The organism is Pseudomonas sp. MWU16-30322 (assembly GCF_020515535.1).
GTDB lineage: Bacteria > Pseudomonadota > Gammaproteobacteria > Pseudomonadales > Pseudomonadaceae > Aquipseudomonas > Aquipseudomonas fluorescens_H.
This window is the reverse complement of record NZ_JAIWYL010000003.1, coordinates 98,407-110,918: the sequence shown is the minus strand read 5'-3', so window position 1 is coordinate 110,918 and position 12,512 is coordinate 98,407. Positions and strand designations below refer to the sequence as shown.

The following is a 12,512-nucleotide window of genomic DNA, read 5'->3' as shown; positions in this document are numbered from 1 at the left end:
TCAGAAATCCTTGCGCAGTTGCACGCCGAAGTAGCGCTCGTCATCCCGTGGCACGGCGCGGTAGATGTAGTTGCCGCCGCTGGCCAGCAGCGGCGAGTAGGACTTGTCGGCGAGGTTCTTGCCCAGCAGCGCCACGCGCCAGCCGTTGCTGTAATCGGCCAGCGCCACACTGGCATTCCAGATGCCGTAGGCGCCCTGCTTGGTATCGGCGTTCTGACTGATGTCGTACTGCACTTCGCTCTGCCAGCTGTAGTCGGTGCCGAGCTCGATATCCAGACCGTTTTCCAGTGGGATGGTGTAGTCGGCGCGCACGTAGCTTTTCCAGTCCGGGCTGAACGGCAACGGTTTGCCATTGACGTTGCACGACGCCGCCGCGCCCGCCGGGCAGCTGAATTGGTCGATGCGTGCACGGGTGTAGGCCAGCGCCCCGGAGAACTTCAGTTGCTGGGTCGCCTGCAAGGCGTAATCGAGTTCGACGCCTTCGGTGCTGACGCTGCCGGCGTTGATCAGGCGCGTCACCACTTGCCCGGCGACGGTGTCGAAGAAGTTCGCCTGATAGTTGTCGTAATCGCTATGGAACACGGCGAGGTTGGTGGTCAGCCGGTTGTTCCAACTGGTGGCCTTGATCCCCGCTTCCCAAGTGTTGGAGGTCTCCGGTTTTAGCGCCTCGGTGTCACGCGGCTGCATGTTGAAGAACACGTTGTACGCCGGGCCTTTGTAGCCGCGCGAGTAGGTCAGGTACGTGGTGACCGCAGCGCTCAGGTCGTACTGCACGCCGAGGCGGCCGGACCAGCCGTCCTCGTCCACCGAACCGGAACTGCTGGTGGCCGGCTGGATGCCGCTGACCGTGGTCGCCGAGGTCGAGACACGACGGTGATCGTATTCCAGATCATCGTGGGTGTAGCGCAGGCCGGCGATGCCACGGAAAGCCGACGTGAAGTTCAGCGTGGTCTCACCGAACGCGGCGTAGCTGTCGCTGGTGGTGCTGTAGTCAGCCACGCCACGGTTGACGCTGGTCGGCGTCGTCAGGGTGCGCTGGTAGGTCTCGTCATCCTTGCCGTGCATGTAGAACAGGCCGCCGACGTATTCAAGAAACTCACCTTTTGGCGAGGCCAGGCGCAGCTCCTGCGAGTACTGATCGAAGGCCAGATCGCCCTTGTCGGCGGTGCCGGGGAACGCGGTGGTGATCGTGCTCAGCCGATCGCCGTCCTGATATTGCGTGTTGTCCCAACCGCGCCACGCGGTGATCGACGTCAGGGTGTAATCGCCCAGTTGCCAGTCGAGCTGACCGGACAGGCCTTTGTTGGTGTCCTCGACGTGGGTGCGGGTATCGGTGTTGATGTCGCGGTTGTGGTTGCTCGCATAGACCGGGCTCAGCGCGTTGGCGAAGGCCGGGGTCAGCGACTTGCTGACGACGCCGTTGGGACCGTCGTCGTGGGACTGCATGTAGTCGGCGATCAGGGTGAAGGTGACGTCGTCATTCGGGGTGAATTCGAGCTTGCCGCGCACGCCGCGATGGTTGTAGCCGTTGACCTCCTGGCCGTTGTATTTGTTGTCGACGTTGCCGTCGTAGCTGCTGACCAGGGTGCTGATCGAGCCCTTCAACGTATCCGGAATCAGGCTGCCGCCAATGCCGAAGCGGGTGCGGCTTTCGTTGCCGCTGTAGTACGACTGGTCGATGTAGCCGTGGGTCTCGTTGGTCGGCGCCTTGCTGGTGATGTTGAGCACACCGGCCGAGGCATTCTTGCCGAACAGCGTGCCCTGCGGGCCGCGCAGTACTTCGACGCGCTCCAGATCCAGCAGGTCGAGGGTCGATTGACCGGGACGGGCGTAGACCACGCCGTCGATCACCGTGGCCACCGTTGGCTCGACGCCGGGCGAGGTGGAAATCGTGCCGACGCCACGCACGAACAACGAGGTGTCCTTGTTCGACGCACCGGTACGGAAATTCAGCGACGGCACTTGCTGGACGATGCTCGCCACGCCATTGCGGTTGTCGCGCTCCAGTTGTTCGCCGTCGATCACCGAAACCGCCACCGGCACCTTCTGCAACGACTCTTCGCGGCGGGTGGCGGTGACCGTGACGGACTTGAGGGTCGGCTCTTGATCGCTGCTGTCAGCGGCGAACGCAGTGGGCAGCGGCAACGCCGCCAGCCCGGTAAGGATCCAGCCAGCGGCGCGAATCGACTGCGCCAGTGTGTGTGTCGCCCCAGGAATGTTGTGCATGTTTGCCCGCTCGAAATTGGCCCTGAACCACTGCCGTTCTGCGACGACAGCGCCTGAATCGGTGTCTTGGGCATTCGCTCGAGCGAGTAGCAGACAATGCGCTTTGTTAGCGCTAACATCGCCAGTATCGGCAAGCTCGGCATAGAGCGTCCAATACTGAAAAATTACTTTTATATGCGTTTTGGTTTTTAAGAAGGATCAAGCCTTGAGCCAGGAAAAGCCCCGCAAACGCCGTGGCGCCGGACGCGTGACCCTCAATGCGGTAGCGCGCGAGGCCGGGGTGTCGGCGATTACCGTGTCGCGCTATTTCAATCAGCCGGAAACCGTCTCGCCGGAGCGCCGCGAGCGGATTGCGGCGGTGGTCGCCGAGTTGGGTTACGTGCCGAACCTGGTGGCCGGCGGGCTGGCCTCGGCGCGGGGCAAAATCGTCGGCATGGTGATTCCGAACATCTCCGGGCCGATCTTTGCCAACACCATCCAGGGCTTCAGCGACACCCTCAGCCGCCACGGTTATCAACTGCTGCTGGCGTCGAGTTACTTCAGCACCGAGCAGGAAGAAAACGCCGTGCGCGCATTTCTCGGCTGGTCGCCGGCGGCGCTGGTGTTGACCAGCCACTTCCACAGTTCGGGCACGGAAAAGATGATCGCCGAGGCAGAGATTCCGGTGATCGAGACCTGGGATTACCAGCCGGATCGCGAGCCGATGCAGATCGGCTTCTCGCACTACGAAGTCGGCGTCACGGCTGCACAATATCTCCACGGCAAAGGCTATCGCCGCATCGCCTTCGTGCAAAACAGTGCCCCCGGCGACCTCAGCGCACTGGAACGCCGCGATGGTTACTCTGCCACCGTGCGCGAGTTCGGACTGCAGCCGTGGGTGTTCGCCCCGGACGCCGACCGCGCGCCATTCGAAGCCGGCAAGCAAGCGATGGAAGCACTGATGAACGCTTCACCCCGCCCCGACGCCATCATCTTCGCCAACGACAACCTCGCCGCCGGCGGCCTGCTCGCCGGGCAACGCGCCGGCCTGAAGATCCCCGAAGACTGCGCCGTGCTCGGCTTCGGCGATTACCCGTTCGCCGAAATGCTTTTGCCGAGCCTGAGCACGATCAAACCACCGGCACTGGAGATCGGCGTGCTGGCGGCAACGCGAGTATTGGAAAGCCTTGGGGTGTTGCCGAGCGATGAGGTGCAGCGCCTGAATCTGTTGCAGTGCAAGGTGATCGAGCGCGAGAGCACCTGACCAAAATGGCCTAGGCTGGATTGGCTATGCTCCAAGTAACACCGAGGTGGCCCCTTCGCGAGCAAGCCCGCTCCCACAGGATTTTGGTTGTACACAGAATCTGTGAATGACCGAGATCACTGTGGGAGCGGGCTTGCCCGCGAAGGCGTCCGATCAAGCACCGCATGACCCGCAGGCACGCCTATGCACACCGCAATCATCATCTTCTTCGGTCTGGTCCTGCTCGCCCTGATGCTCTACATCGGCGAGCGCGTTGGCTTCAGCCGACAAACGCTGGCCTACAGTTTCGCCGCGCTGTGGCTGGCGTTGACGGTGATCAATGGTGCGGTGGGGGTGGTGCATGCCGGGCAGCCGCTGGGGTCGGAAATCGCGGTGGGCAGCGCGGTGTTCGGGGTGCCGATGGCGGCGATGGTGTTGTTCATGGTGCTGAGCGCCGAGTCGTGAAACGTCCCGGCGCTCAGTTGCCGATCAACGCACCAGATGCAGGAACTGCATGTGGCGTTCGTACTGGTCGAGGATGTCGTTGATGATCTGCTCTTTGGTGTAGCCGACCAGATCGTAGTCCTGACTGCCCTCGCTCAAGTGCACTTCAGCGCGGTAATAGCGGCGGTTGTTGAGCTGCTTGGAACCCATGCCACCCCGGGCGAACGACGGCGTGAAATAGCCGCGCATCTGCACCTGGTAGATGAACGGATGCTGCTCGCCGTGGCCGATTTCCAGGCTGATGTTGTCGTGCGCCGGATCCGGCTGCGTGACCACATTCAAGCCCTTCTCGACGAATACCGCCGTCACTTCTTCGATCGCCGGACGCACCGTGGTGTCCATGAAACGGTACACCTCGTCGCGCGACGGGAAGTGCACCGCCTGACTCAGACGCTGGCGCCAGCCACCCTTGCCACGCCGCGAACCGGAGACCGGTGCCAGCGAATGCAGTTGCGCGATCTGCTTCTGCGATTCCAGATAGAACGCCTTGTGCAGCCCCCACATCATCAGCAACAGAATCAGCGAGAACGGCAGCGAGGTCAGCACCACAGCTGACTTCAGTGCATCGATACTGCCGGAGAACAGCAGCGCACTGGTCACCAGCGCAGTCATCGCGCCCCAGAACACTCGCAGCCACTTTGGCCCATCTTCGTCCGGGTTGCCGCCCTTGGCCGACAGGGTCGAGAGCACCACAGTGCCGGAATCGGCGGAAGTGACGAAGAACACGAAGCTGATGAACACCGTCACCGCGATGACGGTCTTGCTCCACGGGTAGGTTTCCAGCAGCAGGTAGAGGGTCATCGACGGGTTGTCGATGGCCGACATACCCAGCGCCGACATGCCGTGGTTGAGCACCTGATCGATGGCGCTGTTGCCGAAGATCGACATCCACGCCAGGGTGAAACCGAGCGGAATCAACAGCACGCCGAAGACGAATTCACGGATGGTCCGACCACGGGAAATCCGCGCGATGAACAGGCCCACGAACGGCGACCATGCGATCCACCAGGCCCAGTAGAACACCGTCCAGCCACCGAGCCAGTCGCTTGCTTTGTCGTAGGCGTAGAGGTCGAAACTCTTCATCGGCAACGCGCCGAGGTAATCGCCGAGATTCTGGATCAGGGTGTTGAGCAGGTGCTGGGTAGGGCCGGCGAACAACACGAACAGCAGCAGCGCACAGGCCAGCAGCATGTTGATGTCGGACATCACCCGTACACCTTTATCCACACCCGACACGGCGACGATGATCGCCGCGCCCATCATCAGCGTGATCAGGCCGACCTGAATCCACTGGGTGTGCGCGATGCCAAACAGGTAATCGAGACCGGAGTTGAGGTGCAGCACGCCGAAGCCCATGTCGGCGCCCAGACCGAACACCGTGGCGATGATGCCGAAGCCGTCCACCGCATAACCGATGGGGCCGTTGATGCGTTTGCCGATCAGCGGATACAGCGCCGAACGCAAGGCCAGCGGCAGGTTATGCCGATAGGCGAAATAGGCCAGCGCCATGCCGACGAAGGCAAACACGCCCCAGCCGTGCAGGCCCCAGTGCAGAAACAGAATCTGCATCGCCTGCCGCGCCGCGTCCGCCGTGCCGGCCTCGCCTTGTGGCGGCTGGAGCATGTGCGTCAGCGGTTCAGAGACACAAAAGAAAAACAGCGTGATGCTGATCCCGGCGGCAAACAGCATGCCGGCCCAGGACAGGTAACTGAACTCGGGTTCGTCGTGGTCGGCACCGAGTTTGATCTTGCCGTAGCCCGATAACGCGGTGACCACCACGAAGACCAGATACAGCGTCATCGCGAGCATGTAGTACCAGCCGACCGTGTTGGCCGCCCAGTTTTGCGCTTGCAGCAGCCAGGCACCGGCCTGCTCCGGCATGGCGATGACAACCAGACCAAACAGCAGAATGACCGTCGCGGCGAAGTAGAACACCGGCGGATTCATGCGTACCAGACCGCTGGCGGGGGTAGACGATGCACTCATGAAACGTGCACCTCGAGGGGTTGAAACGTGGCTGAAATGATCGGACTCAGCAAAGGCAAGCCTCCTGTTGTGAGCGGGCAGCGAACCACCGGTTTAACTTGAATGAACGTTCAAGTTAAACATGGATAGGGCGCTAAGGACTAATCGCAGGGCCAAGCGGTAGTTTTCCTACAGTAGCCCAAGGAGGGGTATGACGCGGGTTTGAGGGGATTCGTTCAATGCAGAATTGGCTGAATGCCATCAACCTGATTCGATGCGGAAATTGTGGCGAGGGAGCTTGCTCCCGCTGGAGGCCGCAGGACTCCCAATTGCGACTAACGCCGGATTGGGACCGCTGCGCAGTCCAGCGGGAGCAAGCTCCCTCGCCACAAACGAACTGGAAATCTTACTTCTGCGTGCCGTCATCATGCTGCAGATTGGCCTGCGTCAGGTTGCTCCCCGCCGGCACGCTGCGCGTCAGCCAGACATTGCCGCCAATGGTCGAACCCTGGCCGATGGTGATCCGCCCGAGAATCGTCGCCCCGGCATAAATCACCACGTCGTCCTCGACAATCGGGTGCCGTGGATGGCCCTTTTGCAACTGGCCGTCTTCATCCGCCGGGAAACGCTTGGCCCCGAGAGTCACAGCCTGATAGATCCGCACCCGCTCGCCGATGATCGCGGTCTCGCCGATCACCACACCCGTGCCGTGGTCGATGAAGAAACTGCGGCCGATCTGCGCGCCCGGGTGGATATCGATACCGGTGGCCGAGTGCGCAATCTCCGCGCTGATCCGCGCCAGCAACGGCAACCCGGCGCGATACAAATGGTGCGCCAGACGATGGTGAATCACCGCCAGAATCCCTGGATAGCAGAGCAGCACTTCATCGACGCTGCGCGCCGCCGGATCACCGTGATAGGCGGCCAGCACGTCGGTATCGAGCAGGCTGCGCAGGCCCGGCAAGGCCAAGGCAAAGTCCTGGATGATGCGGATCGCCTGAGCTTCGACGTCAGCGTCACCTTGAGCGCTGTGCCGGGCGACATAACGCAACTCCAGCCGCGCTTGCCCCAGCAACGCATTCAGGGCTGCATCGAGGGTATGCCCGACATAGAAGTCCTCACTCTCCTCACGCAGGTCCACCGGCCCCAGACGCATCGGGAACAACGCGCCACACAGCGCCTCGAGAATCTCTGCCATCGCGGCGCGAGACGGTAACTCACGGCCACCCTGCTCGCCGCTGGCCCGGCCATTCTGGGTACGCCACTGATCCCGCGCGGTACGCAGTTGGCTGACGATGGTCTGCAATTGCCAATGGCTGGAACGCTCGCTCACGGTAAAGACTCCTCACGGGCGGCCGGACGGTCGGGCCGCGTCAACGGCGACTACTTTACGGCATGCCAACGAAGGCGAATTAAGAACCGATAGTGCTGGGCTAAGCACATTTGGCTATAAGCGATTCACGGTTGCCCCGGTAAAACGGCGTGCCTATAGTCCTGTCATCTTTCTCCGCCAGTACGGGCTCATGATCAAACAACAGCTGGATCGCTTTAACCGTCTCGACTTGCTCGGCCAACCCACGCCGCTGGAAAAACTTGAACGCCTGTCCGCCTGGCTGGGCCGCGAGGTGTACATCAAACGCGATGACCTGACGCCGCTGGCCATGGGCGGCAACAAGCTGCGCAAACTCGAATACCTCGCCGCCGATGCCCTCGCCCAGGGCGCCGACACGCTGATCACCGCCGGCGCCCTGCAATCGAACCACGTGCGCCAGACCGCCGCGCTGGCGGCCAAACTCGGCCTGGGGTGCGTGGCGCTGCTGGAAAATCCGCTGGGCACCGACGACAGCAACTACACCGGCAACGGCAACCGCCTGCTGCTGGATCTGTTCGACACCAAGGTCGAGCTGGTGGACAACCTCGATAACGCCGACGAACAACTCGCCGCCCTCGCCGTGCGCCTGCGCAGCAATGGCAAGAAACCGTATCTGGTACCGATCGGTGGCTCGAACGCCCTCGGCGCACTGGGTTACGTGCGTGCCGGCCTGGAACTGGCGGAACAGATCAAGGACACAGGCCTCGATTTCGCTGCCGTGGTGCTGGCCTCGGGCAGCGCCGGGACCCACAGCGGTCTGGCGTTGGCTTTGAGCGAAGCACTGCCGAAATTGCCAGTGATCGGCGTGACCGTATCGCGCACTGAGGACGATCAGCGACCAAAAGTGCAGGGCCTGGCCGAACGCACGGCAGACCTGCTGGGCGTGAAATTGCCGGAGAGCTTCAAGGTCGAGTTGTGGGACGAATACTTCGGCCCGCGTTACGGCGAGCCGAATGCCGGGACCCTGGCGGCGGTGAAACTGTTGGCCAGTCAGGACGCGGTGCTGCTCGACCCGGTGTACACCGGCAAGGCCATGGCCGGGTTGCTCGACGGGATCGGCCGCCAGCGTTTCGACGATGGCCCGATCATCTTCCTGCACACCGGTGGGGCGCCGGCGTTGTTTGCCTACAAGGACGCTTTGAGCGGTTGAAGCGCCTTTGTGGCGAGGGAGCTTGCTCCCGCTGGGGCGCGCAGCGCCCCAAACCTGCTTCCGCGTTTTTGCAGTTGAAACCTGGTGCCAGGTATTGCGACTGCTGCGCAGTCGGGCGGGAGCAAGCTCCCTCGCCACAGGTAAATGCCGTATATTCCATATACGAATATCAAATTAGATATTAAGTATTTTCAAGTCTAAAGCAGACATCTTATAGTCTCGCCGCAGGCGAATTTCGGGCAAGACGCATAAGCTGCTTTAGGGCACGATAACGCAGTCGTTCAAATCCCGGATTCGCCAACTTTCCTTAAGCGTCTTCCATAAGAAAACACAGGGGCTTGTCATGAATTTTTCCGCACTACGTCGCAATCTGCTGGTAGGTTCGCTGGGCCTTGCACTGAGCGCCGGCCTGATCGGCCAGGCAACCGCCGGTGAGCAACTGCAACAGATCAAGGACAAAGGCGTTATCAACGTCGGCCTGGAAGGCACTTACCCACCGTTCAGTTTTGTTGACGAGAACGGCAAGCTGTCCGGTTTCGAAGTCGAGTTCTCCGAAGCGCTGGCCAAAGAGCTGGGCGTCAAGGTCAAATTGCAGCCGACTAAATGGGACGGCATCCTCGCCGCACTGGAATCCAAACGTCTGGACGCAGTCATCAACCAGGTGACCATCTCCGAAGAGCGCAAGAAGAAGTACGACTTCTCCGAGCCCTACACCATCTCCGGAATCCAAGCGCTGGTGCTGACCAAAAAAGCCGCCGACCTGAACATCAAGACCGCTGCCGACCTGGGCGGCAAAAAAGTCGGCGTAGGCCTGGGCACCAACTACGAACAGTGGGTCAAGGCTAACGTGCCAACCGCTGACGTGCGCACCTATGAAGATGATCCGACCAAGTTCCAGGACCTGCGTGTCGGCCGTATCGACGCCATCCTGATCGACCGTCTGGCCGCACTGGAATACGCCCGCAAAGCCAAGGACACCACTGCCGCAGGCGAACCGTTCTCTCGCCAGGAAGCCGGCGTCGCCCTGCGCAAAGGCGAGCCTGAATTGCTTGCTGCTGTGAACAAGGCTATCGAAAAGCTGCGAGCCGACGGCACGCTGGCCAAGCTTTCGGAAAAGTACTTCAGCGCTGACGTCACAAAATAATGGAAGAAACTTTCCAAATCGTACGGGAGGCCCTGCCCTTTTTGTTCAAGGGCATGTACTTCACCGTCATCCTCAGCCTGGGTGGCATGTTCTTCGGCTTCCTGCTGGGCTTCGGCCTGGCGTTGATGCGCCTGTCACGCTTTAAGCTGTTGAACTGGATTGCCCGCATCTACGTGTCGTTTTTCCGCGGCACACCGTTGCTGGTACAACTGTTCGTGATCTATTACGGCTTGCCACAAGTGGGAGTGGAACTCGATCCGATACCGGCTGCCCTGATCGGCCTTTCGCTGAACATGGCGGCCTACATCTGTGAAATCCTGCGCTCTTCGATCAGTTCGATTGAACGTGGTCAGTGGGAAGCCGCTGCGAGCATTGGCATGACTCGCGCGCAAACCCTGCGTCGGGCCATCCTGCCGCAGGCGATGCGTACGGCATTGCCGGCGTTGGGCAACAGCTTCATTTCACTGGTCAAGGACACGGCACAGGCTGCCACCATTCAAGTGCCGGAGTTGTTACGTCAAGCGCAGTTGATCAGCGCCCGTAACTTCGAAATTTTCACCATGTACCTTAGTGCCGCACTGCTTTACTGGATTCTCGCCTCGGTGCTGTCGCACCTGCAGAACAAGCTGGAAGAGCGGGTCAATCGGCACGACCAGGAGTCCTGACCCCATGATTGTCGTGGAAAAACTGACAAAGCAGTTCAAGGGTCAAGAGGTGCTCAAAGGCATCGATCTTGAGGTGAAGGAAGGCGAGGTCGTGGCCATCATCGGCCCCAGCGGTTCGGGTAAAACCACGTTCCTGCGCTGCCTGAACTTCCTTGAACAACCCACCAGCGGCCGGATCAAGGTCGGCGATATCGAAATCGATACCAGCCGCCCGCTGAGCCAGCAGCAGAGTCTGGTGCGCAACCTGCGCCAGCACGTGGGTTTCGTGTTCCAGAACTTCAACCTGTTCCCCCACCGCACCGCACTGGAAAACGTCATCGAAGGGCCGATCGTGGTCAAGAAGATGCCGCGCGAGCAAGCCGTTGCCCTGGGCATGAAGCTGCTGGCCAAGGTCGGTCTGGCCGGCAAGGAAGATGCGTATCCGCGTCGTCTGTCCGGCGGTCAGCAACAGCGCGTGGCGATTGCCCGGGCGCTGGCGATGGAGCCGGAAGTGATCCTGTTCGACGAGCCAACCTCGGCCCTCGACCCGGAACTGGTGGGCGAAGTGCTGGCGACCATTCGCGGTCTCGCTGAAGAAAAACGCACCATGGTCATCGTCACCCACGAAATGGGTTTCGCCCGCGACGTGGCCAACCGTGTGGTGTTTTTCGACAAGGGCGTGATCGTCGAGCAAGGCGAAGCCAAGGCATTGTTTGCCAGCCCGAAAGAAGAGCGCACCCAACAGTTTCTCAGCAAGTTTCTGAATCACGCCTGAGAACATCATTGTTTTGCATCATTAACTTCCATGGATGGAAGTTATACTTCCCCCGATTTGAAAAAAACATCTAAACCGCTCCAGCCTTAAACCTGTCAAAACAATTCATATATGTTCTGCAACAGATACAAGTAATCTGATGCGCGCTTGCGTGCCTGTGAAATGAACTGGATGAGCCCGCACAAAAATCGCAAAAACTCGCGAAAAACCGTAGTTCCATTCGCAATCAACGCTAGGCAGCATGCCTCATCAGCGTAGGAAGCTTCTGATTAATCCGTAATTCATGGATTAACTAAGGCTCTCTATTGACACTCTTTCCCGCACGCTCTTATCTAGTCGCCAACCGGCACCCATTAGTTGAATCAATCCGTACTCAGCCCAAACAAAAGTTCATGGCTGCATTACCGATTCATCACGCCTTTTGTTTTTTCAAGAAACGGACTTCGCCGCAAGACTTCAAGGAGAGAACCCGATGACCCGCACTTCGCCTACCCCCGAACTGGCAGCGCCGAACCTCGCATCCGCGCAGAAAAACGCCATCAACCTGGCCGCTGCCGCGCACTTGCTGATTGATGTCATGCCCTACCCCGGCATGGACGTCGGCGATCTGATCGAACTGTTCTGGAACAACTGTTACGTCGCCTCGCGGGTCCTGACCAGTGAAGACCTTGGCGCAACGGTCAGCCTGCGGGTGCCGGAGAGTTTCATCGCCAGTGGCACCGCGCGGATTCATTATCGGGTGATGCAGATCGGCCAGGGACCGGCGCTGTCGGCGGCAACCCGGGTACAGGTCAAGCTCGACTGCCCCGGCGGCCAGCCTTCGCCGTTGTGCGGTGATGAAAATCAGCAACTCGCGCCAGTCACGTTTCCCGACACCATCCGCCGTCAGGGCGTGAACCCCAATCAGATCAAACGCGGTGTGCCCCTGACCATCGAACCCTACCTGAACATGGCCGAGGATGACGCAATCACCTTGCGCTGGGGCGACGTGCGAATGGACCTGGCACCGATCACCGCCGCCGATATCGGCCTGCCGATCCAGGTCTGGGTGCCACCGGCGGTGATCGTCGAGGGAGGTGAGGATCTGCGCCTGGACGTGACCTATTGCGTCCTCGACTGGGTGGGCAACAACTCGCGCTGGGCACCGCCTCGAACGCTGAAGATCGGCTGTGTGAACCCTTATCTGAAGGTGCCGCTGCGCCAGGAGCTGAAAGCCGCTGAATCGCGCCAAGAAGAACGCTGAACCTTGTGGCGAGGGAGCTTGCTCCCGCTGGGTGCGAAGCGCCCCCAGACCTGCGCACCGCGTTCATTCAAATGAAAGGTGGGATCAGGTTTCGCGACTGCTGCGCAGCCGAACGGGACGGTGCGAGGATTCGACAAGCGTCCTTGCCACAGACTCCAGTCACCGAAACAAAGTTGTTAACCAACCCGACCACCACCCCTTCTATACATATTCCTAAAAGTTAGTTTATTTAATATTTATACACGCTTAGGGTATATGAACCGGACC

General features: G+C 60.4%; 10 protein-coding genes. 7 read left to right on the top strand and 3 right to left on the bottom strand.

The window, feature by feature from the left end; genetic code table 11:
* Window positions 1-2,226: a TonB-dependent receptor gene (locus tag LCH64_RS06360; protein WP_226499781.1), complete on the bottom strand. Its 2,226-nt coding sequence runs from the start codon at window positions 2,224-2,226 to the stop codon at window positions 1-3.
* Between the two features lie 205 nt (window positions 2,227-2,431).
* On the opposite strand from LCH64_RS06360, the gene LCH64_RS06355 reads away from it, so the two are divergent.
* Both LCH64_RS06355 and LCH64_RS06350 read left to right on the top strand, forming a co-directional pair.
* Window positions 2,432-3,469, top strand: a complete 1,038-nt coding sequence (locus LCH64_RS06355; RefSeq protein ID WP_226499780.1) for a LacI family DNA-binding transcriptional regulator — start codon at window positions 2,432-2,434, stop codon at window positions 3,467-3,469.
* Window positions 3,470-3,652: 183 nt separating this feature from the next.
* Window positions 3,653-3,913, top strand: coding sequence for a hypothetical protein (locus tag LCH64_RS06350; RefSeq protein ID WP_003220613.1), 261 nt, complete (start codon window positions 3,653-3,655; stop codon window positions 3,911-3,913).
* Between the two features lie 24 nt (window positions 3,914-3,937).
* On the opposite strand, the gene betT is transcribed toward LCH64_RS06350, so the two are convergent.
* Both betT and epsC read right to left on the bottom strand, forming a co-directional pair.
* Entirely contained in the window at window positions 3,938-5,899 is a 1,962-nt protein-coding gene (betT, locus tag LCH64_RS06345) for a choline transporter BetT (RefSeq protein WP_226499977.1), read from the bottom strand.
* 424 nt (window positions 5,900-6,323) lie between these two features.
* A complete protein-coding gene (epsC, locus tag LCH64_RS06340; RefSeq protein ID WP_003220610.1) occupies window positions 6,324-7,250 on the bottom strand; it encodes a serine O-acetyltransferase EpsC in 927 nt (308 codons plus the stop codon).
* A 190-nt stretch (window positions 7,251-7,440) separates the two neighbouring features.
* Here epsC and LCH64_RS06335 point away from each other — a divergent pair, with 190 nt between their 5' ends.
* From LCH64_RS06335 to LCH64_RS06315, 5 genes are all read left to right on the top strand, one after another.
* On the top strand, window positions 7,441-8,439 hold the full coding sequence (locus LCH64_RS06335) for a D-cysteine desulfhydrase (protein WP_226499779.1): 999 nt from the start codon (window positions 7,441-7,443) through the stop codon (window positions 8,437-8,439).
* Window positions 8,440-8,782: 343 nt separating this feature from the next.
* A complete protein-coding gene (gene tcyJ, locus LCH64_RS06330) occupies window positions 8,783-9,583 on the top strand; it encodes a cystine ABC transporter substrate-binding protein (RefSeq protein ID WP_123585657.1) in 801 nt (266 codons plus the stop codon).
* On the top strand, window positions 9,583-10,248 hold the full coding sequence (tcyL, locus tag LCH64_RS06325) for a cystine ABC transporter permease (protein ID WP_226499778.1): 666 nt from the start codon (window positions 9,583-9,585) through the stop codon (window positions 10,246-10,248). Before tcyJ ends, tcyL begins: the two co-directional genes overlap by 1 nt.
* Window positions 10,249-10,252: 4 nt before the next feature.
* Window positions 10,253-11,002 (top strand): L-cystine ABC transporter ATP-binding protein TcyN, encoded by a 750-nt coding sequence (gene tcyN / locus LCH64_RS06320; protein WP_103521961.1) that lies wholly within the window; start codon window positions 10,253-10,255, stop codon window positions 11,000-11,002.
* A 472-nt stretch (window positions 11,003-11,474) separates the two neighbouring features.
* On the top strand, window positions 11,475-12,245 hold the full coding sequence (locus LCH64_RS06315; protein WP_003220605.1) for a hypothetical protein: 771 nt from the start codon (window positions 11,475-11,477) through the stop codon (window positions 12,243-12,245).
* Window positions 12,246-12,512: the final 267 nt, after the last annotated feature.